The organism is Halorubrum aethiopicum (assembly GCF_001542905.1).
In the GTDB taxonomy this organism is placed as follows: domain Archaea; phylum Halobacteriota; class Halobacteria; order Halobacteriales; family Haloferacaceae; genus Halorubrum; species Halorubrum aethiopicum.
The window spans coordinates 329,788-350,329 of the sequence record NZ_LOAJ01000001.1; the positions used below are offsets into that span (position 1 = coordinate 329,788).

Below are 20,542 nucleotides of genomic sequence, written 5' to 3' on the forward strand. Positions count from 1 at the left end.
ACCGGGAGTATCCACGAGTAACCAATGGGAATCGCAGACACGCTGGCGACGCGGTTCGACGTCGACGAGCACGGGTCGGACTTCCGGACCGAGTTGGTGGCGGGGGTCACGACGTTCCTCGCGATGTCGTACATCATCGTGGTGAACCCGTTCATCCTCGCCGAGGCGATCCAGATCCCGGGCTACGAGTTCTTCGAAGTGGTCCAGATGATCGCGATCGCGACGATCCTCTCCTCGGCGCTCGCGACGCTCGTGATGTCGCTTTACGCCAACCGACCGTTCGGGCTCGCGCCCGGGCTCGGGCTCAACGCGTTCTTCGCGTTCACCGTCGTGTTGGGCCTCGGGATCCCGTGGGAGACGGCGCTCGCGGCCGTCTTCGTCGAAGGGATCCTGTTCATGGCGCTGACCGCGGTCGGGGCACGCGAGTACGTCATCCGGCTGTTCCCCGAGCCGGTGAAGCGCTCGGTCGGAGCCGGTATCGGGCTGTTTCTGCTGTTCATCGGCTTTCAGGAGCTTCAGATCGTCGTCCCCGACGAGGCGACGCTCGTCACGCTCGGCGGGATCTTCGGGAACCCGTGGGCGATCCTGGGAATCCTCGGGCTCGCGTTCACCTTCGGCCTCTGGGCGCGCGGGATCACGGGCTCGATCGTGATCGGCATCCTGACGACCTCCGTCGTCGGCTGGGGACTCACGCTCGCCGGGCTCTTCGAGCGCGGCGTCGTCACTCCGGAGTCGCTGCCGTCCGCCCAGTACGACATCACGCCGCTCGCCGGCGCGTTCGTCGACGGGCTCGCGGACGTCGAGCCGCTCACGTTCGCCTTGGTCGTGTTCACGTTCTTCTTCGTCGACTTCTTCGACACCGCCGGGACGCTCATCGGCGTCTCGCAGTTCGGCGACTTCCTCGACGAGGACGGCGACCTGCCGGAGATGGACAAGCCGCTGATGGCCGACGCGGTCGGCACCACCGCCGGCGCGATGCTCGGCACCTCCACCGTGACGACGTTCATCGAGTCGTCGACCGGCGTCGAGGAGGGCGGCCGCACCGGACTCACCGCGCTCGTCGTCGCGCTCCTCTTTCTCGCGTCGCTCGCCGTGATCCCGCTGGTGGCCGCCATCCCGGCGTACGCCTCCTTCATCGCGCTGATCGTCGTCGGCGTGATGATGCTCCAGGGGCTCGTCGAGGTCGACTGGAGCGACCCCGCGTGGGCCGTCTCGGCCGGGCTCACCGTCACCGTGATGCCGTTCGCCTACTCCATCGCCGACGGGCTCGCGGCCGGCATCGTGGCGTACCCGCTGATCAAGGTCGCGACCGGCGAGTACGACGACGTCGACCGCGGCCAGTACGTCATCGCGGCGCTGCTCGTCGTCTACTACGTGCTCCAGACGCGCGACGTGATCCTCTAGGGTCGGGACCGCCGTCCGCGGCTCCATCGTCGTCTCCGCCGTCCTTGTCGTCGTCTCCGCCGTTCTCGCCGTCCTCACCGTCGCCCGTGCGCGCCGCGTACGCCGACCGCGGAGGTTCTTTACCTCCCGAGCCCGTATCCTCGGGCGATGACGGAGCTGAAACTCTACGAGCTGGAGGGGTGCCCGTACTGCGCGAAGGTCAAAGAGAAGCTCGCCGAGCTCGACCTCGAGTACGAGTCGATCATGGTCCCGCGCCCGCACGGGGAGCGGACCGAAGTCGAGGAGGTGAGCGGCCAGACGGGCGTTCCCGTCCTCGTCGACGAGGCGAACGGGATCGACGCGATGCCCGAGAGCGACGACATCGTCGAGTACCTCGAGGAGACGTACGGCGGCGCGAGCTAGACGCAGCGGAGGCGGCGACCGGTCGAACGCGGCGTTTCGAAGGCCAACGTTGATACGTCCCGAGACGAATCCACGGGCATGAACCTCCCTCGCGTGCCGAAACAGCGGTGGGCGAGGGCGACGCTCGGGCTCTCGCTGCTCTTTGCGGTCGCCGCGTTCGTCTACCTCGCGCTCGCCGGCTCGCTGTTTCAGGGCACCGTCCTCGCCCTCCTCATCCTCGGTGCCGGCTACTGGGAGTACAAAAAGAAGCTCCAGGAGAAGCGGGTGGCGAGACAGTACGAGGCCAAAGCCGAGGAGCAGCGCCGGGAGGGCGGTCCCTGACGCGCGCGGCGCGCTCAAGACTCCCTACCGACCGCCGTCCCCGGAAGTCAGGGGTTTCATGTGTGAGAATGGAGATCAGACGTTCATGAGCGACGAACGCGAGGAGGCGTTGGACGCGATGGACTGGCTGCTCGATACTCTCGAAGCCGACGACGCGGTGTCGTACGCGGAGGTCGGCGGCGTCTACCAGGACAAGACCGACGTCGTCGTCACCGGCGACGGTCCCCGGAGCGAGACCGAGTTCACCGAGACCGGCGTGTGGCTCCGCGTCTTCGCGGACGGCGCGGCCGACTACCGCTACACGAGCTCGCTCGAGGAGGAGGCTCTGACCGACGTGGCCGAGCGCGCGATCCGAAGCGGCGAGGTGCTCGCCCAGGAGGAGCCGGGACGCTTCGACGCCTACACCACCCACCGGGGAACCCACGGCGGCTGGGCGAGCGAGGGGATACACGAACGCGACATCGACGAGAAGGTCGCGGCCGTCGAGGAGGGTCTCGCGGCGGCCGACGACCTCGATCTCGACCGCCGGTGGGCCAACTACATGGACGCCCACATCGAGGAGGCGGTCGGGACGACGACCGGCAGCGTCGTGCGCACGACGCTCGACCGGGCGCGAGTGAAGTTCAGCCTCACGCTCGCCGACGGGCCGAAGGTGAGCCGCCACGCCGGGTCGACGGCGGGCGCCGCGTTCCTCGGGACGCTCGAGGACACGTTCGAGGCCGCCGCCGCCGACGCCCGGGCGCTCGCGAGCGCCGACTCGGTCGACGCGCCGACCGGCGAGACCACCGTCGCGTTGAGCCCGGAGGCGGCCGGCCAGCTCTTCCACTTCGTCTCACACTACCTCGAGGCCGACACCGGCTACATGGGGCTGAGTCCCTACGCCGTCGGCGACCGGATCGGGCCGGAGGCGCTCGGAATCGAGGACACGGTCCACGCCGGCTCCTGGGCGGCCCGCGCGTACGACACGGAAGTCAAACCGACCACGCCGACGCGGCTGGTCTCGAACGGACGGATCGAGCGGCTGCTCCACAACACCACCACCGCCGCGGAGGAGGACGCCTATCCGGCCGGCAACAGCGTTCCGAGCCTCGGGTTCACCGAGCCGCCGCGGATCCACGCTCGCCATCTGGAGGTCGACGCCGGCGATGCCGACGCCGCGGCGCTCCGTGCGGACGCCGACGTGTACGTCGAGCGGTTCGAGGAGCCGTGGTTCCACGACGAGTTCGAACGGGTCCAGCGGCAGGGCGTGTTCCCGGCGAGCGCCCTCTACGCGAAGGACATCGACCGCAAAAGCGTCGACAGCCCCGACCGCGGCTCCGCGGAGTTCCCGATCGCCGAGGGGTATCGGCTCGAGGACGGCGAGCGGGCCGGCCGCGTCGACGACGTGTCCCTCGAGTACTCGCCGGACGTGCTCCGGACCGTCTCGCGGATCGGCGACGCTCGGGAGACGGTGACCGGCGTCTGTGCGAAACACAAATCACAGCTCCCGTTCGCGGTGACCGCGCCCGGCGTTCGGCTCGAAGCGCCCGTCGAGGAGCGGAACTAACTCTCGTCGAGGACGGGTCGTCGAACGGAAAGGGTCGTCGGACGGCGAACGAACCGGGGCGGGCGACGGAGCGTTAGTCGTCGGCGGGCGTGGATTCGGGTTCGCCGCTCGTCTCCGCCGCGCTCGGAGTCCCCGTCATCTCCTGGTACGGATCGTACCCCTCCGCGCTGTCGTAGAGGTGGCAGGCGATGTCCTGTTCGAAGTTCTCCTTCGCCTCCAGCGGCGGGACGACCTGGTCACAGACGTCGCCGATGTACTCCGAACACCGGTCCTTGAACCGGCAGCCGGTCGGGATGTCGATGACGTCTCCGACCTCGCCCTGGAGCTCGACCCGCTCGCGACCCACCGCCGGGTCGGGGACGGGAACCGCGTTGATGAGCGCCTTCGTGTACGGGTGTTGCGGGTTCTCGATGATCTGCTCGGTGGGTCCCTTCTCGACGATCTTGCCCATGTACATGATCGCCAGTCGGTCACACATGTGCCGGAGCAGCGAGAGGTCGTGGCTGATGTAGACGACCGAGAGTCCGAACTCGTCGGTCATCCGGTCGAGAAGCGAGAGCACCCCCGCACGGAGGCTCACGTCGAGCATCGACACCGGCTCGTCCGCGACGATGAAGTCGGGATCGAGCACGAGCGCCCGCGCGATCGCGACCCGCTGTCGCTGGCCGCCCGACAGCTCGTGTGGGTACTGATCGAAGTAGTGCTCCGCCGGGAGCAGCTCCGCGAACTCCAGCGCGCGCTTGACTCGCGCCGTCTCGTTGCGGATGTCGTGGATCCGCAGCGGCTCGGCGACGGTGTCGTACACCGTCATCCGCGGGTTCAGGCTCTCGAAGGGGTCCTGGAAGATCATCTGGGCGTTCTGCCGGAACTGCTTGATCTCCGCGTCGGTCGCCTCCGAGAGCCGCTTGTCGTCGTAGACGATGTCGCCGGCGGTCGGCTCGTGGAGCTTCACGAGCGACATTCCGGTGGTGGTCTTCCCGCAGCCGGACTCGCCGGCGAGCCCGAGCGTCTCTCCCTTGCGGAGTTCGAAGCTGACGCCGTCGACCGCGTGGACGTAGTCCGGCTCGCCGCTTCCGAAGGCGTCCATCAGGCTCGCGATCCATCCCTGGTTGACCTTGAAGTGTTTCTTCAGGTCGTCGACCTCGAGGAGGACCTCCTTCCCGCTCATTCCTCGACACCCCCGTCGGTGGCCGCGGCGGTCTGGCTCCACGTCTCCGAGTCGTCGGCGTACGGCCGGAGCTCCGTGTCGATCTCGTCGGCGTAGTGACAGTACGAGCGAAGCCCGTTCTCGTAGTGGGCCTCAGGCTCCTCCTCGCGGCACCTGTCGGTCGCCATCGGACACCGCTCGGCGAACCGACAGCCCTGCGGCGGGTCGACGAGTTCCGGCGGGTATCCGGAGATCGAAAGCAGGTCCTGGCTGCTCTTCCGGATGTTCGGGAACGCGCGCTTCAACCCGATCGTGTACGGGTGATACGGCCGGTCGAATATCTCCTCGACGGGACCCTCCTCGGCGACCTTCCCCGCGTACATCACGAGGACGCGGTCGCAGGTCTCGGCCACGACGCTCACGTCGTGGGTGATGACCAGCATCGAGGAGTTGATCTCCTCCTGGATCGACCCGATCCGCTTGAGGATCTGATCCTGCATGATCACGTCGAGCGCCGTCGTCGGCTCGTCTGCCAACATCAGCGACGGCTCGAGCGCGAGCGCCATCGCGATCATGGCGCGTTGACGCATCCCGCCGGAGAACTGGTGCGGGTAGTCGTCGGCACGCTCCGGGTCGAGCCCGACGAGTTCGAACATCTCGGTGACGATCTCGTCGGACTCGACGCGACCGGTTCCGGGCCGGTGCGTCTCGATCGCCTCGACGATCTGCTCGCGGATGGTGTACACCGGGTCCAGCGAGTTCATCGCCGACTGGGCGATCATGGATATCTCCTCCCACTTGAGGCGACGCCGTTGGGCGCCGGTCATCTCCGTCAGGTCGTCACCCTTGAAGTTGATGCTCCCGTTGTTGATGTAGCCGGCGTCGGGCAGGATCCCGATGATCGCCTTCGCGAGCGTGGTCTTTCCGCAGCCGGACTCGCCGACGATGCCGAGGTTCTCGCCCTCTTCGAGCTCGAAGGAGACGCCGTCGACCGCCTGTGCCGGCCCTTCTTCCGTTTCGTAGTAGACTTCCAGGTCTTCGACTTCCAGTTGACTCATTGTAGTTTGGGGTTAGTGATGTCCTCGTAGCCGCGGCCGATGAGGAAACCGCTGATGACGAGCAGGCCGATACAGATCCCCGGCGGAACGAACCACCACCAGGCGCCGAACGAGAGCGCCGAGTACGCCCGGGAAGCCTGTAGCATCGTTCCCCACGAGACCGTGTTGGGGTCGCCGAGGCCGATGAACGAGATGCCCGCCTCCGCGAGGATCGCCCACGCGATCCCGAACGAACCGTAGAGGAACGTCATCGGGAGCACGTTGGGCGCGAGGTGTCTGCTGATGATGTGCCAGTCGCCCGCCCCGGCGACCTCCGCGGCCTTCACGAACGGGCGCTCGCGTAACGACAGCGACTGTGAGCGGATGACGCGGGCGGTCGAGCGCCACTGAAGGATGATCAACGCGAGGATGATGTTCCACAGGTCCGGGCCGAGCACCGCGACCAGGACGATGACCGTCGGCAGAAGCGGCATCCCGTAGAGGAAGTCGACGATCCGCATCAGCGCGTCGTCGATCTTGCCGCCGTAGTAGCCGGCGACGAGCCCGACGAGGGTCCCGATCCCCGCGGTGAAGAACGCGGCGACGAGCCCGACCAGCAGCGCGGCGCGCGTGCCGTAGATGAGCTGACTGAAGATGTCGAACCCCTCCGCGGTCGTCCCGAGGAGGTACTCGGTGTCCGCGCCGAGCAGCGACGGTTCGACCCAGTCCTCGATGATGATCCCCGCTTCTCCCTGGTACTGCCGCTGTAGCGGCTGGTGGGTCGCGATGAACGGCGCGAAGATCGCGATGAGCACGAACCCTCCGACGGTGAGCATCGAGAGCTTGACCGACAGCTCGTCGGTCAGCATTCCCCAGTGTTCCTTGAGCGTCTCCCGCCAGAGGCGGAACGTCCGCTGCCACTTGTCTATCTCCTCGTCGGAGCCGCCGTCGTCGAGGTCGGTGTATATCGACCGACTTGATTGTTCTTCTTGGGCCATTGGTCTAGTCGTAAGTCACCCGTGGGTCGAGGTAGCCGTACGCGAGGTCGGCGATGAAGTTCAGGAAGATGATGGTCGACGCGAGCACGATGAACGTGCCCTGCGCGACCGGGAAGTCACGACGCAACACCGCGCGAACCATCTCCCGACCGATCCCGGGCCACGCGAACACCGTCTCGATGAGGACGCTCCCGCCCACGGCGTAACCGAGGGCGATCGCCGCCGCCGTGATGATCGGCAGAAGCGCGTTACGGGCGGCGTGTTTGAACATGATCGTCCGCTCTTTGAGCCCCTTGGCCCGACAGACGTCGATGAAGTCCTCGGAGAGCACCTCGAGCATGCTGGTACGCATGATCAGGAGCGGGTATCCCATGTAGTAGAACCCCAACACCGCCGCCGGCGCGATGAGGTGACGGAGGAAGTCGACGGTGAAGACCATGTCGAGGAAGCCGCTGTACTGGCCGCCGGTCCCCAGACTGGTCATCCCGCTCATCGGGATCCAGCCGAGTTCGGCCCCGAAGATCCACAACACGATCAGGCCGACGTAGAACGTCGGCACGCTCCGGGCGGTCAGCGCGGTGATGACCGTGCTCCGCTCGAACCGAGAGCCGCGGTACCAGCCCGACAACACGCCGAGCGTGATGCCGAGGGCGTACGCGACGATGAACGCCGTCAACATCAACACGAGCGTGTTCGGCATGTACGTCGCGATGATGTCCGTGACGGGCTGGTTCGAGTGGAACGACTGGCCGAAGTTCAGCTGGACGAGGTTCTCGAGGAACCGGATGTACTGGACGTGTAGCGGGTCGTTGAGCCCGTAGCTCTCGATGAGCTCCTGACGGGCCTCCTGGGTCATCTGTGAGGAGATGACGTATGACGTCGGATCGCCGGGCATGAGCCTGAACAGCCCGAACAGCACCGTTCCGACCGCCCACAACGTCACGAGGAGTTGGAGCGTGCGCCTGACAACGAAGCTAGCTTTTCCCATGTTACTTAGTCACTAATATCCTTGTGGTTCGTTTAAAGATTGCGCCGTGAAGGTCGCGGTGAGCGACCGATTCGCTCTCTGTTTGCTGTCCGCTCTATTCGCTCGGTGCCTGGATCGCGCCGTCGTCGTTCCAGGAGTAGCCGGCCTCCTCGAGGCGGCTGCGCGCGGCGTCCACGCTCTCCTCGTACGTCGTGACGTCCTCGGTGTGGAGCGGACCGAACGCCGGGGAGACGACGTTGAAGCCCGGCTCCGGGAAGCCGAACAGGATCTGGTCGACGATGGGCGTCCGCGGGATGGTCTCGACGAGCGCCTTCCGCATCTGCGGGTCGTCGAGTCCCTCCTGACGCTCGTTCGCGGTGAAGTGCCAGAACGTCGGGGCGGTACCGAACTGCGTCCCGATGTTCTCGTTGTCCTGGTTCTGGTCGAGCTGGCGGTCGATCCGACCGAACGGCTCGTAGTTGAGGTCGCCGGCGATGAGGTTCTCCCACACCGTCGACGCCTCGGGGATGACCCGCCAGAAGCGCCGCTCGAAGCTGACGGGCGCGAAGTGGTCCTCGTTCCGGACCATGCCGAACTCGCTGCCCTGCTCCCAGTAGTCGAACTCCATCGGACCGCTGCCCACCGGCTCCGAGACGTTGGCCTGTGCCGGGTTGTCGCGCTCGGACCAGATATGCTCGGGGATGATCGGGATGATGTTCGCGACGGAGAGGTTGAACGGCCCCAGCGGCTGGGACATGTTGACGCGGACCGTCGTCTCGTCGACGGCCTCCGCGCCCTCGATGTACTGCGCCTGCGTGGAGTACAGCGGCACCTCGTTATCGACGATGTAGTTGTACGTGAACGCGACGTCCTGGGCCGTGAGGTCCTCGCCGTCGTGCCACGAGTGATCCGACCGGATGGTGTACTCCATCGTGGTCTCGTCGACCCGGGTCCAGTCGGTGGCGAGGCTGACCTCGGGGTCCATCTCGCCCTCGGGGTTGAGCTGGAGCAGCTTGTCGTACAGCATGTTGAACTGGTAGACGTGCTTGCTCTCGTCGTTGTGCCCGAGCACGTTCATCGTCGAGAGCGTCTCCGGCCAGTAGCCCTTCAGAGCGGTCTCGCCGCCCTCCATCTCCACGTTGATCATCGTCCAGTAGGAGTTGAACCCGTTCGCGAGGGTGGGCTCCCAGTTGGACGTCTGGTTGCTGTTGTAGATGCCCGCCTGCGGCATCTGCGCGATGGGCATGGTCGGCACGTCGTCCATCAGGGTCTGCTGGATCTCGTGACACTGGTCGATCCGGGTGTCGGCGTCCGGCTCGGCCAGGTAGTTGGTCATCAGCTCGTCGAGGTCCTCGTTCACGTACCCCGAGTAGTTCCCCTGGCCCGGATCGGTGTTGCTGGAGTTGAACAGGTTGTTCAGCTCGGTGACCGGCTCCGAGACGAAGAACGTGTGCCACGTCGCGAAGCTGTAGTCGTACTCCTGGGAGACCCGGCTGAACAGGGTCCCCCACTCGAGCACGTCGACCTCGATATCGAGGCCGAGCTCGTCGTCGAACTGGCTCGCGATGAGGTTGATCGCGTCGTGCCGCGGCGGGTTGTAGCTCTGTGAGTTGTTGACGTAGGTGTACGTCGGGAGGTTGCTCCCACCACCGCTGTCGGAGCCGTCGTCACCCGAGCCGTCGTCGCCGCTCGACCCATCGCCGCTCGAGCCGTCGTCGCCGCTCGAACCGTCGTCACCGCTCGAACCGTCGCCGCCGCCACCGCCGCCACCGGAACAGCCGGCGAGGGCCGTAATTCCGACCGTACCGCCAGCACCGGTCGCTTTCAGGAAGTCACGCCGTTTCATGTCCGCGTCTGACCTAACCATGGATCAACCCACCGTTTCGGTAGGAAGTATATAAATATGTGGTTCATCCACTCCGACAGTCCTCCATTATCGGATCATGAAGGAGAGCAGTGATGATCTGTGCGTATATCCTCCTCGAAAAGGTATTACTACGGATTTTCTTTTCATAATGGTCGTTACTGATCTATGATCGGGATATCGCGCCCGCGTTCGGCCATCGATCACGTGACGGTCCCGCGTCGACGACGGCGGGTGGAGGACCGTCACGACCTCCGTCGACGAAGGTTCCGCGTCGGTCCCGGAGCGACGTGTCAGTCCCAGACGGAGCGACGTGTCAGTCCCAGAACGACTGCGTTCGCGCGTACTCGCGCTCCTGGCGCAACACGTCGCGGTAGAACTCGTCTTCGTCCTCGCGCAGCCTGTTGATGATCCGGGCGGCGTTGTGCGGGCCGACCCCGCGGGCGGCCATCGCGATCACCGCGCGCTTCCCGTGTGACTGGACCAGGCTCGCCGCCCGGTGTGCCCGCTCGGTGCGGCGCTCCTGTTCGTCGTCCTTCTCCGCGGCGCGGACCGCGGCGACCGTCTCCTCGTCCCACGGGTTCAGCGCCGCGACGCGCGTCGACCCGCACTCCGGACACTCCGGCCGCTCCCCGACCCGCCTGACCTTCGTGGTCCGCTCCCAGTCCGTACAGTGGAGACAGAACAGGCGAACCCGGTCGTTCCGGATGCGCTCGCGGACCGTCTCGATCACGTCGGCGTCGGCGTTCTCGGGCACGAGGAACTCCGTCCCGGCCGACCGGCCGGCCGTGCCGAGGGGCGTCCGCTCGCGAGCGGTCTCGAGGGCGACCTCCCCGGACCGGATCGCCTCGAGGACGTCGGCCGTCTCCGCGACCGCGAGGTCGACGTGGAACACCTCCCGGAGCGCCTCGTCGTAGACGGGGGTTCCCTCGAGCGCCGCGAGCAGCCGGTCGCCGCCGAACTTCCCGCGACCCTCCCGGTAGCGCTTGACCGACCCGAACTTCGCGGCGACCTGTGCGAGCGTGAACTTCAGCGCGTCCGAGTTCTTCACGGCGATCTCGAGGTACGCCTCCAACCCGTCCGGATCGGTCGTCTCGAGGACCTCCCGGAACGCGCCGGGACCGACCCCGCTCGGCACCTCGAACTCGACGCGGTAGGGGTCGACGTCCATCCCCACCGACGACCCCGCGCGCTGGCCGACGAGCGCGGCGAGCAGCCGGGCGAGCGTCTCGTTGACCTCGTGGCCGAACGTCGCGTTCACCGCGACGGTCCGCGCGCTCCCCTCGATGGTGACCCGCTCGTCCGTCGGGACGGGGTGGCCGGCGTCGACGTGGTCGGCGATCGTCCCGATCGCCTCCCGGACCGTCCGCTCGTCCGCCGGATACCGGTCCGCGAGGTCGCACGCGACCGCCGCGGGCGTCGACCCGGCCGCGAGCGCGCTCGCGACCTCGCCGCGGATCCGCCCGACCTCCTCGGCGACGGGCTTCGGGACGGGGATCTCCTGGCCGACCCACGACGGCACCTCCCCGGCGGGGTCGGCGATCGGCGTGACCTCGACGCGCTCCTCCTCCTCGTCTATCTCCGTGATCCGCCACATCTCGCCGCGCTGGACGAACGTCTCGCCGGGACCGGCGAAGTTGACGACGAACCGCTCGTCGAGGGTGCCGATCCCCCGCCGCGAGGACATGTCGTACACCTCGTAGGTGGACTCGTCGGGGATCATCGAGAGGTTCGCGTAGAAGTACTGCCACGTCCCGCCGGACTTCTCTACGGTGTCCGACTCCTCGTCGAGCCACAGCAGGCGGTTCCCGTCGAGCTCGCGGACGATCTCCTGGAACGTCGGCTCCGAGAGGTCCCGGAAGGGATACGCGTTCGTCACCGTCTCGTAGACCGCCCTGGCGTGGACCTCTCCCTCGTCCATCACGACGCCGACGATCTGGTTCGCCACCGTGTCGAGGCTGCCGTGGTGGATGCTCGCGGGCTCGACGAGCCCCTCGCCGGCCCGCCGGGCGATCGCCATCGCCTCCAGGGTGTCGTCGCCGCCCTGCGTCACGACCGTCCCCTCGGAGACCAGGTCGCGACGGTGGCCCGCGCGCCCGATCCGCTGGAGCAGCCGGGCGACCTCGCGCGGGCTCCCGTACTGGACCACGTGGTCCACCCGACCCACGTCGATCCCCAGCTCCATCGATGACGTACAGACGAGCCCGTCGACCTCGCCCGCCTTGAACCGGTCCTCCACGTCGACGCGGACCTCCGTCGAGAGCGAGCCGTGGTGGACCTCGATCGTGACCGCCTCGTCGCCGGTCGCCTCCGCTCGCTCCGCGAGCGCCTTGAACCGCGACCCGAGCGCCTCCGCGGTCTGTCGCGTGTTGACGAAGATCAGCGTCGACTCGTGGTCCGCGACGATCTCGCGGATCGTGCGCACGTGGCTCGCGGTCGTCTCGTCGGTCGCCAGCTCGCCCGCCAGCCGCGAGTCGCGGTCGGTGATCTCGGGATCGAGCACGCGCACGTCGGTCCGGGTCCCGGCGGCGACCTCGACCGTCTCGAACGCGCGGTCGCCCGCCCGGTCCGGATCGCGCCGCCCACAGCCGACGAGGAACCGCCCCACCTCCTCCGGCGACCCCACCGTCGCGCTCAGTCCGATCCGCTGGAACGGCCCCGCGACCCGCCGGAGCCGCTCGAGCCCGACCGTGAGCTGGGCGCCGCGTTTCGCCGACGCCAGCTCGTGGACCTCGTCGATCACGACGTGTGCGACGTCCTCGAGGGCGACCCGCATCTTCGAGCCCGTCAGTATCGCCTGGAGCGTCTCGGGCGTCGTGATCAACACGTCCGGCGGGTCGTCGGCCTGCTTCGACCGCTCGTACTGGGTGGTGTCGCCGTGGCGCACCGCGACCTCGATCCCGAGCCGGTCGCCCCACCACTCCAGCCGGTCCATCATGTCGCGGTTGAGCGCGCGCAGCGGGGTGACGTAGAGTGCGGAGATCCCCGCTCGGGGCTCGTCGCCGGGGGCGTCGCGGGCCCGATGGATCGCGTCGAGGACGGGCAGCATCGCGGTCTCGGTCTTCCCGGTCCCCGTCGGGGCGAGGACCAGGGCGTTCTTTCCGTCCGCGATCGGCGGAATCGCCTTCCGCTGCGGCTCCGTGGGCGTGGAGAAGCCCCGCTCGGAGAGCGCGTCGCGGACCTCGCTCCCGAGGCGGGTGAAGGCGTTCATGCCCGACGGTTCCGCCATTCTCTGATCGTCGGACATTGGTCGCTCGGCCGATTAAGTTCGTCGCTGTACGCGGTTCGGTTATATGTTGTCGGGGTCGAGGCCGGTTATCGATCCTCGATGGACGCCGACGGATCGGTAGCAAACGCCTCCAAAGCCCCAGTCGCTCGGCTGTACTGATCAACGAATACGACCGCGGAGAACACCACCAAAGCCCCAGCCGCGAGGAGGTCGTACGCTCGCTGCGCTCCTCACTCGGTCACTCACTTCGTTCGCTTCCTCGTTACGGTGCTTGCGTCGCCTACGACCTCCTCGCGGCTGCCCCTTTGAGTCCCACCCGACCGCCCCGCAACCGGACCTCACGCCTCCCCAACCTCGCGGCTCGCTCGGCTCGCCGCGTCCCTCGCGTGCTGCTCGCGCCCTGCCGGGCGCTCGCAGGCGCGCCACCGCCTCGCCACTGGGTGATCGACGTACCCTTACGTCACGCCGCCCTCGCCGACCTCGTACGCCAGGTGGTCCCCGCTCTCGAGGAGCGCCTCGATCCGGTCGACGACCTCCAGCACGTCCGCGAAGGCGGTGTACGGCGCGGCCGGACACACTCGCACGACGTTCGGGGGCCGGAAGTCGACGACGACGCCCCGGTCCGTCAGCGCCTCGCTCAACCGTTCGGCCTCGGGGTGTTCGAGGGCGACGTGCCCGCCGCGGGCGTCGCGCTCGCGGGGCGTGCCGATCGAGACCTCGGGGAGCCGCTCGTCGACCGAGGCGATCAGGAAGTCGGTGAGCGCGAGCGACTTCGCGCGGATCCGCTCGATGCCGGCCTCCCGGAGGAGTTCGACGGAGCCCTCGAGCGGCGCGGCGGCGAGCAGCGGCGGCGTGCCGATCTGCCACGCGCCGGCGGAGTCGGCGGGCGTGTAGGTCAGGTTCATCTCGAACTGCGTCGCCTTCTCGTGACCCCACCACCCCGCCAGCGCCGGGGTGAGGCCGTGGTGCCGCTCGGCGACGAACAGCGCGCCGATCGATCCGGGGCCCGCGTTGAGGTACTTGTACGTACACCACACCGCGAAGTCGACGCCCGCGTCCGCGAACGCGTGCGGGACCGCCCCCACGGAGTGAGCGGCGTCGAACCCCGCGTACGCCCCGGCGTCGTGGGCCGCCTCCGTGATCCGCGCCACGTCGAACAGCTGTCCGGAGCGGTAGAGCGCGGTCGGCATGAAGACGATCCCCACGTCGTCGTGCGCCTCGAGCGCGGCCTCGACGTCGGTCGGGTCGATCGTCCGCCCGTCGCGGCTCTCGACGGTCCGGAGCTTCTCCTCGGGATCGATCCCGCGCTGGCGGAGCTGTGCGCGGATCGCGTAGTGGTCGGAGGGGAAATCGAGGTCGTTGACCAACACCGCAGGCTCGACGTCGGGATCCCAGTCGCCGTCGGCGGCGTCGAATCCGGCCCGGTCCGGCCCGTTCCCGGCGCGCAGCTCGTCGAGGAACGTCCCGACGAGGGTATGGATGTTCACCGTGATCGAGTTGCCGACGACGACCTCGTCGGGGTCGGCACCGACGAGCGGGGCGAGCGCCGCACCGATCCGCTCGCCGACCTCGAACCACGGCGGGTCCGCGTCGGTCCAGCCGCCGATCAGCAGCTCGCGCCACTCGTCGACAACCCGGTCGAGGCTCGCGAGCGCGGCGTCGCTCGCGGGGCCGAGGGAGTTGCCGTCCATGTACAGCGCGTCGTCCGGGACCGAGAAGCGGTCCGCGAACGTCGAGAGCGGGTCGTCCGCGTCGAGACGGGCGGCGACCTCGACCGGGTCCGCGTCGAGCCCGCCGCGGTCGAGTGCCGCGGTCGCGGGGGCGTACGGGTCGTCCCCGGCGGCCGAGGACGGACCGCCCCCGGCGGGAGCGCCGTCGCCGTGTGAGTCGTCCATGGGAGGAGGGACGCCGCCGGCGACTAAGCCCTTCCGGGGAACGCCGGCGGCCGCGGCGGCTCACTCCCTGGACTCGCCGAACCGGTGGACGGACCCCGCGGCGAGCGCCCCGCAGACCGCGATCCCGGCGATCACGAAGAACAGCTCCCGGGTGCCGGCGACCGTGAGGACGAACCCCGCGAGTCCGGCCCCGAGCGAGCCGACGCCGAAGATCGCGAGGTAGGTGTAGCCGAACGACAGCCCCCGCGTTCCCGGCGGCGAGTAGGTCGCGACGGTCGCCTGTGAGAGCGGCTGGACGGTGAACAGCGCGACGCCGAGCAGCCCGGAGACGAGCAGGAACGACCAGACCTGCCCGGTGGCCGGCACGAACGCCAGCGCGAGCGTGGCCAGGATCGACATGAGGTAGACGAGTCCCCGCTCCGGCGGGATCCGGTCCGCGATCCGTCCGCCGAGGTACTGGCCGGGGACGCCGACCATCAGGATCGCGACGTAGAGGTACCGCGCCGGGTCGAACTCCTCGCCGAGCGCGCCCGACGGATCGACGATGCCGAGGTCGGCGAAGCCGCCGAGCGCGTCCCCGAGCAGGTCCGGGAGGAACGTGAGGAAGGTCCGGTAGTAGAGCCCGCTGAACGTGACGAACACCAACACGAGCGCGAACCCGAGCGTCAACAGCGACCGCGTGTCGCCGACGAAGCCGGCGAGCGAACTCCCCAGGCTCGCGTCTCCGTTCCCGTCCGCGGCGACGGCCGCGGCGTCTTCGTCGCTCGCGCGCTCGGAGTCGCCGTCGAGCGCCGCGTTGCCCGGCGCCGCGTCGGCACTCGCGAGCGCGGCGTCGACGTCGACGGTGAAGCCGTAGGCGGCGACGAGGAACGCCGGGACCGTGAGCAGCGCGGCGACGACCCGCCAGTCGAAGGCGAGGAGGAGCAGGACCGCCGCGAGGGGGCCGAGCGCGATCCCGAGGTTGCCGCCGATGCCGTGGTAGCCGAGCGCGGTCCCGCGGCGCTCGACCGCCTTCGAGAGCAGCGTGAGCCCCGCCGGGTGGTAGACGCTGGCGGTGACGCCCCACACCGCGAGCGCGAGCGCGAGCACCGGGAGGCTCGGGGCGGCCCCGACGAGCAGGAACGCGCCGCCCATCCCGAGCAGGCACGCGAGGATGACCGGCTTCGATCCGAAGCGGTCGACGACCACCCCGCCGGGGAGCGCGCCGACGCCGAAGAGCCCGTAGCCGACCGTGACGAGCGCGCCGAGCGTCGCGGCCGTGGTCGAGAACTCCGCGATCCACACCGTGAGCAGGATCGGGATCGATAGCTCGTAGGTGTGGACGAGCCCGTGGGAGCTCGCCGTGAAGGCGACGATGCGTCGCTCGTTCGCGTCCATGTGAACTCGAGGTTCATCGGGGACGGTGATAACCCCGCGGGTACATGAGGAGGTTGCCGGGACGGTCGAGTGGTTCGATTCCCGTTTCCCAACCGTTTTCGCCGTGTACGAGGAAGTCGGGATCCAGACATGGACCTCGTCCTGTTCAGTCACGTGGGCGTCTTCGCCGTCTCCGCGCTCGCCTGCGTGGCGAGTCTCCCGCGCGTGCGACGCATCCGACACGCCGACACCCGCCGCGGGCTGGCGGCGCTCCTCCTCTCGGTCGCCGTCTGGTCGATCGGGTACGTCGGGTACCTGCTCGCTCCGGGCGCCGCGGGCAAGGTCGCGTGGTACACGGTGGGGTTCGTGTTCGCGTTCGTCGCCGTCGGCGCGTGGCTGTACTTCTGTGCCGCCTACACGGGTCGCCCGCCGGGACGGGCCCCGTACCGGAACGCCGCGATAGCCGTCTTCTCGGTCTTCACCGCGCTCAAACTCACGAACGCGTTTCACGGCCTCTACTTCACCACCGCGTGGACGAGCGAGCCGTTTCCCCACCTCGCGATCCGCCACGAGTTGCTCTACTGGGTCGTCCTCGGACTGTCGTACGTCGTGATCGGCGTCGGCTTCTTCATGCTGCTCGAGCGGTTCTACTACACGGGTGCCGACAGTCGTCCGCTCGCGGCCCTCGTCGTCGTGACGGGGATCCCCGTCGTCGCGACGCTGTTCGGCGGCCGGGTGGAGTGGCTGCTTCCGCTGATGTACGAGCCGCCGGGGGTCGCGCTGTTCGCGGTCGGAACGCTCTTCGTCTACAGCAACCGCCTCGAGACGATCCGGCTCACCGGCGCGTCGGACAAGCCGGCCATCTACCTCGACGGCGACGGCCGCGTTCGGGACTACAACACGTCGGCACGGGAGATACTTCCGTCGCTCGCGGACTCGATCGGGGAGCCGATCGAGTCGGTAAACGCCGCGGTCGCCGACGGGCTGGAAACGGACGGCGTGTGTGCGATCGACCGAGAGGGCGAGCCGCGTTCCTACGAGGTCGTGAGCACGCCCTTCACCGTCGGAGACGTTCCGACCGGACGACTGGTGACGCTCACGGACGTGACCGACCGGGAGGCGTACCGACGGCGACTCGAGATGAAAACGGAGCAGCTCGAGGCGCTGAACCGCGTCGTCAGACACGACATCCGGAACGACATGGCCGTGATCCTCGGCTGGATGGAGACGTTCGAGGGGCGCGTCGACGACGACCTCGAGCCGGTCCTCGACCGCGTCCTGCGGAAGGGAACGCACGTCGTCGAGCTCACGGAGACCGCCCGCGACTTCATCGAGTCGCTGTCGACGGAGGGGGCAGTCGACCTCCGGCCGGTCGACGTGCGGGAGACGGTCGACACGGAACTGGCGGCCGTTCGCGAGTCGTTCCCGGACGCGACGTTTCGCGTCGACGGCGAGATCCCGGACGTGCGGGTGCGCGGCAACCAGATGCTCTCGTCGGTTCTCCGAAATCTCCTCGAGAACGCGGTTCGCCACAACGACGAGGCGACGCCCGAGGTCGCGGTCGCCGTCGAAACCGCCGGCGAGACCGTCAGGATCTCGGTTCGGGACAACGGGCCCGGCATACCCGACGAGCGGAAACGGGAGGTCTTCGGCAAGGGCGAGAAGGGACTGGACAGCCCCGGAACCGGCATCGGACTGTACCTCGTCCACGTGTTGACGAACCAGTTCGGCGGCGAGGTGTGGGTGGAAGACGCTGAGCCCAAGGGGTCGGTGTTCGTCGTCGAGCTCGTGAACGCGGACCGGGCCGAGGGTGCGGCGGACGACGCGGATCGGCCGCCCAGGTATCCCCCGAACCTATAGCGTGGCCGGCCGCAACCTCGACCCGAGATGTCGTGGTACCTCCTGATCCTCGCCGGGCTGTTCGAGATCGCGTGGGCGATCGGCCTCGAGTACTCCGAGGGGTTCTCCAAACCCCTCCCGACCCTCGCGACCGGCGTCGCCATCGTCGTCAGCATGGTGCTTCTGGCGCGGGCCGTCGAGGACCTCCCCGTGGGCACGGCCTACGCGGTGTGGACCGGGATCGGGGCCGTCGGCACCGCGTCGCTCGGGGTCGTCCTCTTCGACGAGCCGGCCACGCTCGTCCGCGCCGGCTGTATCGGCCTCATCGTCGTCGGCATCGTCGGGCTCCACCTGGCGTCCGGCGGGCACTGAGGCGCGCCGAGGATCGCACGTCGGGGACCGGTCCGCCGGCGATGGCTCACACCGCGTCCAGATCGTAGGCGTCCGGGTGGTCGGGCTCCTTCCACCCCTCCTTGCCGCTCCAGGAGTCCACGTCGAGGCGGTAGACCGCGGTCCGGTCGATGGACGCCTCGGACATCTCCTCGTAGTCCTCGCCCGGCGTCAACTGGGGAGCGAACTTCGCCATGAAGCGCTCGAGGACGCGGCGTTTGTCCGCCCGTTCCGTGACGAAGTCGACAGTCCCGTAGGCGACGACGCTCGAGTACTCGACGGTGAAGTTCACCGGCTCGTCGGCCGGGACGTACCGGCCCTTCTCGCTCGTCGTGAAGCTGGCTTTCGGCCCATCGCCCTCTGCGACGAGGTCGTGTGCGCGCCCGGCCTGCGCGCCGTGGAGGTAGATCGCGCCGGCCTCGGGATCGTAGACGAAGAGTTGCGTCACGAGGTGCGGCGTGTCGTCGTCGACGAGCCCGAGCACGCCCGTCTCCTGACCGGCGAGGAACTCCGGGATCCATTCGGGGTCGTCGATCGCCTTTCCCTGATAGCGGATCTCGTCGGAGACGTCGGCGGGCGTGTGTTCGGTCATGCGGAGTGATAGCGATGACCATTATAAAATCTTACCGTGATTCGCAGGTCGCGTCGACGGGATCGAGGTCCGGAGCGTCTTCGACTGCGAGTTCCGCGAGTGCGTCGCCGAAGCCGAGATCGTCGTCCGAACCGTCTTCCTCATCGGTTGGCCGCCACTCTGTACTCGTGACCTAGAGATCACGAACTGGACGAAGCTCGGAGACACGCACTAGCGGAGTCATTCGCGAGAAGTGTAGATTCTATTTAATCGACCACTTGTTTGAGATCTGGTAGTGTTGTGGGTGGGATCGTCAAAGATTGAAGGGTTTTCCCATCTGTATTCCACCTTTATCGGTGGCAATATGGAATAAAACACAGTTCTTTGGAGATGCTAATACGATTTTACCACTACCCTTGACCGTCCCTCCTCGCGATGAAGTTATCCTAGAAGGATAAATTATCAGTTCTTCATTGTCATAATAGAATTTACCTTCAAACTGAATAACATCTGATTCTTTGTCATATACTAGCTTTAATCTGATATTTTCATCTGGATCCCATATTTTGAGTTCATTGCTTCTATAAACGAGATCCCAAACACGGTCTGTATAAGCTTTCCACTCATTGTTTGTGACTTCGGCTATTAATTCATTATCTTGATTATATATCTCTAGATTGAATGTGATCAAACCAGAGTTATATTCTAATACAAACAAATCTTTTTTGTTTATTTTGACTAGAGCATATTCTCCTTCCTGCGGTACTTCGCAAGTCAGATCTGCTATTTCAAATTTGGGCTGTTCTGACTCAAAATAGAATAGAGAATCAACAATTTCATCGTTATGTGGATTATTTTTTAAATAGTATAATCTTTCGCGAGATATTGCGCCATCATCTGCTAGCCTGTGATGGTTTGGACATAATGTGATCATATGCTCTGGGTTATTATGATCTCGTTCATTTTTTGGAATGATATGATGATAGTCAACTAATGGAGAACCGCAAACAGCACAGCCATGATTCACTTCCGTTCTTAGGTCTCGGCGTACTGCTGCCGGAATATATCGATCCATTTGTTCTATGATGTCGTTCCTGCATAATGAATAACATGTGGCAATCTCACTTGTGTCACTAACAGTGAGCGATTGACTCCGCGAAAACGAATTGGGTACGTTAACTGTGTGACCTTTGCCATATCTCTAACAGTTGACCGACTCCGCTGGTCGGCAGTCAATGGCGAGGTCGCGCTTGTGTGGCGGTCGAGATCAACACCTCTCGACAGAGTACAGACTGTGTATCTGAGAAGACACCAGCCTCGGCTCCTTGTCTCTGAAAGACCGAGTAAAATTCAGATGGACTCGCGGGGTCCCCGCGAGCGGAGCGAGCGGGGGCACGCGAGGAAACGAGACGAACGAAGTGAGTCGAGTGGACTCGCGGGGATTTGAACCCCGGGCCTCTTCCTTGCGAAGGAAGCGATCTGCCGCTGATCTACGAGCCCGCACCCGAAACGAGTCGCCGTCCGTACTTGTACCTTACTTTTCTGTGATCCGCGAGCGAGAGGTTCACACCCGGCG

The 20,542-nt window shown here is 66.6% G+C and carries 16 protein-coding genes and 1 tRNA gene; 6 read left to right on the forward strand and 11 right to left on the reverse strand.

Translation table 11 applies throughout. From position 1 onward, the window contains the following. Positions 1–24 precede the first annotated feature (24 nt). The 4 genes from AXA68_RS01655 (at position 25) to AXA68_RS01670 (ending at position 3,673) form a co-directional block, all read left to right on the forward strand. On the forward strand, positions 25–1,404 hold the full coding sequence (locus AXA68_RS01655; protein WP_066411958.1) for an NCS2 family permease: 1,380 nt from the start codon (positions 25–27) through the stop codon (positions 1,402–1,404). 147 nt (positions 1,405–1,551) lie between these two features. Further along, positions 1,552–1,806: a glutathione S-transferase N-terminal domain-containing protein gene (locus AXA68_RS01660; RefSeq protein WP_066411961.1), complete on the forward strand. Its 255-nt coding sequence runs from the start codon at positions 1,552–1,554 to the stop codon at positions 1,804–1,806. Between the two features lie 78 nt (positions 1,807–1,884). After that, complete coding sequence (locus tag AXA68_RS01665) at positions 1,885–2,127, forward strand: hypothetical protein (RefSeq protein ID WP_066411962.1); 243 nt, start codon at positions 1,885–1,887, stop codon at positions 2,125–2,127. Positions 2,128–2,212: 85 nt separating this feature from the next. Continuing rightward, on the forward strand, positions 2,213–3,673 hold the full coding sequence (locus AXA68_RS01670; RefSeq protein ID WP_066411963.1) for a metallopeptidase TldD-related protein: 1,461 nt from the start codon (positions 2,213–2,215) through the stop codon (positions 3,671–3,673). Positions 3,674–3,746: 73 nt separating this feature from the next. Here AXA68_RS01670 and AXA68_RS01675 read toward each other — a convergent pair whose 3' ends face one another. The 8 genes from AXA68_RS01675 to AXA68_RS01710 form a co-directional block, all read right to left on the reverse strand. Further along, positions 3,747–4,841: an ABC transporter ATP-binding protein gene (locus tag AXA68_RS01675; RefSeq protein ID WP_066411966.1), complete on the reverse strand. Its 1,095-nt coding sequence runs from the start codon at positions 4,839–4,841 to the stop codon at positions 3,747–3,749. Next, the gene (locus AXA68_RS01680) at positions 4,838–5,878 is read right to left on the reverse strand and encodes an ABC transporter ATP-binding protein (protein WP_066411968.1); all 1,041 of its coding nucleotides are present in this window, start codon (positions 5,876–5,878) and stop codon (positions 4,838–4,840) included. Before AXA68_RS01680 ends, AXA68_RS01675 begins: the two co-directional genes overlap by 4 nt. Beyond that, a complete protein-coding gene (locus tag AXA68_RS01685; protein WP_066411971.1) occupies positions 5,875–6,855 on the reverse strand; it encodes an ABC transporter permease in 981 nt (326 codons plus the stop codon). Before AXA68_RS01685 ends, AXA68_RS01680 begins: the two co-directional genes overlap by 4 nt. A 4-nt stretch (positions 6,856–6,859) precedes the next feature. Further along, positions 6,860–7,843 (reverse strand): ABC transporter permease, encoded by a 984-nt coding sequence (locus tag AXA68_RS01690; protein WP_066411974.1) that lies wholly within the window; start codon positions 7,841–7,843, stop codon positions 6,860–6,862. Positions 7,844–7,937: 94 nt separating this feature from the next. Further along, positions 7,938–9,689 carry an ABC transporter substrate-binding protein gene (locus tag AXA68_RS01695; protein WP_106388641.1) on the reverse strand — a complete coding sequence of 584 codons (1,752 nt, stop codon included), beginning with the start codon at positions 9,687–9,689 and terminating at the stop codon, positions 7,938–7,940. A gap of 313 nt (positions 9,690–10,002) precedes the next feature. Beyond that, positions 10,003–12,915 (reverse strand): DEAD/DEAH box helicase, encoded by a 2,913-nt coding sequence (locus tag AXA68_RS01700; RefSeq protein ID WP_198530009.1) that lies wholly within the window; start codon positions 12,913–12,915, stop codon positions 10,003–10,005. Positions 12,916–13,370: 455 nt separating this feature from the next. After that, positions 13,371–14,810, reverse strand: coding sequence for a kynureninase (gene kynU / locus AXA68_RS01705; protein ID WP_066411976.1), 1,440 nt, complete (start codon positions 14,808–14,810; stop codon positions 13,371–13,373). A gap of 60 nt (positions 14,811–14,870) precedes the next feature. Continuing rightward, positions 14,871–16,187, reverse strand: coding sequence for an MFS transporter (locus AXA68_RS01710; protein WP_066411978.1), 1,317 nt, complete (start codon positions 16,185–16,187; stop codon positions 14,871–14,873). A gap of 129 nt (positions 16,188–16,316) precedes the next feature. Here AXA68_RS01710 and AXA68_RS01715 point away from each other — a divergent pair, with 129 nt between their 5' ends. After that, a complete protein-coding gene (locus tag AXA68_RS01715; RefSeq protein WP_066411980.1) occupies positions 16,317–18,026 on the forward strand; it encodes a sensor histidine kinase in 1,710 nt (569 codons plus the stop codon). A 27-nt stretch (positions 18,027–18,053) separates the two neighbouring features. Then, positions 18,054–18,377 carry a quaternary ammonium compound efflux SMR transporter SugE gene (gene sugE, locus AXA68_RS01720; RefSeq protein WP_066411988.1) on the forward strand — a complete coding sequence of 108 codons (324 nt, stop codon included), beginning with the start codon at positions 18,054–18,056 and terminating at the stop codon, positions 18,375–18,377. Positions 18,378–18,423: 46 nt separating this feature from the next. Here sugE and AXA68_RS01725 read toward each other — a convergent pair whose 3' ends face one another. The 3 genes from AXA68_RS01725 to AXA68_RS01730 form a co-directional block, all read right to left on the reverse strand. After that, a complete protein-coding gene (locus tag AXA68_RS01725; protein WP_066411990.1) occupies positions 18,424–18,987 on the reverse strand; it encodes a pyridoxamine 5'-phosphate oxidase family protein in 564 nt (187 codons plus the stop codon). Between the two features lie 292 nt (positions 18,988–19,279). Then, positions 19,280–20,041 (reverse strand): HNH endonuclease signature motif containing protein, encoded by a 762-nt coding sequence (locus AXA68_RS16585; protein ID WP_157884768.1) that lies wholly within the window; start codon positions 20,039–20,041, stop codon positions 19,280–19,282. Between the two features lie 353 nt (positions 20,042–20,394). After that, positions 20,395–20,466, reverse strand: a tRNA-Ala gene (locus tag AXA68_RS01730). Positions 20,467–20,542: the final 76 nt, after the last annotated feature.

Excerpts from the sequence above, each read along its gene's own strand:
- AXA68_RS01655 (WP_066411958.1), top strand. The coding sequence starts at position 25 with ATGGGAATCGCAGACACGCTGGCGACGCGGTTCGACGTCGACGAGCAC.
- AXA68_RS01660 (WP_066411961.1), top strand. The coding sequence starts at position 1,552 with ATGACGGAGCTGAAACTCTACGAGCTGGAGGGGTGCCCGTACTGCGCG.
- AXA68_RS01665 (WP_066411962.1), top strand. The coding sequence starts at position 1,885 with ATGAACCTCCCTCGCGTGCCGAAACAGCGGTGGGCGAGGGCGACGCTC.
- AXA68_RS01670 (WP_066411963.1), top strand. The coding sequence starts at position 2,213 with ATGAGCGACGAACGCGAGGAGGCGTTGGACGCGATGGACTGGCTGCTC.
- AXA68_RS01675 (WP_066411966.1), bottom strand. The coding sequence starts at position 4,841 with ATGAGCGGGAAGGAGGTCCTCCTCGAGGTCGACGACCTGAAGAAACAC.
- AXA68_RS01680 (WP_066411968.1), bottom strand. The coding sequence starts at position 5,878 with ATGAGTCAACTGGAAGTCGAAGACCTGGAAGTCTACTACGAAACGGAA.
- AXA68_RS01685 (WP_066411971.1), bottom strand. The coding sequence starts at position 6,855 with ATGGCCCAAGAAGAACAATCAAGTCGGTCGATATACACCGACCTCGAC.
- AXA68_RS01690 (WP_066411974.1), bottom strand. The coding sequence starts at position 7,843 with ATGGGAAAAGCTAGCTTCGTTGTCAGGCGCACGCTCCAACTCCTCGTG.
- AXA68_RS01695 (WP_106388641.1), bottom strand. The coding sequence starts at position 9,689 with ATGGTTAGGTCAGACGCGGACATGAAACGGCGTGACTTCCTGAAAGCG.
- AXA68_RS01700 (WP_198530009.1), bottom strand. The coding sequence starts at position 12,915 with ATGGCGGAACCGTCGGGCATGAACGCCTTCACCCGCCTCGGGAGCGAG.
- kynU (WP_066411976.1), bottom strand. The coding sequence starts at position 14,810 with ATGGACGACTCACACGGCGACGGCGCTCCCGCCGGGGGCGGTCCGTCC.
- AXA68_RS01710 (WP_066411978.1), bottom strand. The coding sequence starts at position 16,187 with ATGGACGCGAACGAGCGACGCATCGTCGCCTTCACGGCGAGCTCCCAC.
- AXA68_RS01715 (WP_066411980.1), top strand. The coding sequence starts at position 16,317 with ATGGACCTCGTCCTGTTCAGTCACGTGGGCGTCTTCGCCGTCTCCGCG.
- sugE (WP_066411988.1), top strand. The coding sequence starts at position 18,054 with ATGTCGTGGTACCTCCTGATCCTCGCCGGGCTGTTCGAGATCGCGTGG.
- AXA68_RS01725 (WP_066411990.1), bottom strand. The coding sequence starts at position 18,987 with ATGACCGAACACACGCCCGCCGACGTCTCCGACGAGATCCGCTATCAG.
- AXA68_RS16585 (WP_157884768.1), bottom strand. The coding sequence starts at position 20,041 with ATGGATCGATATATTCCGGCAGCAGTACGCCGAGACCTAAGAACGGAA.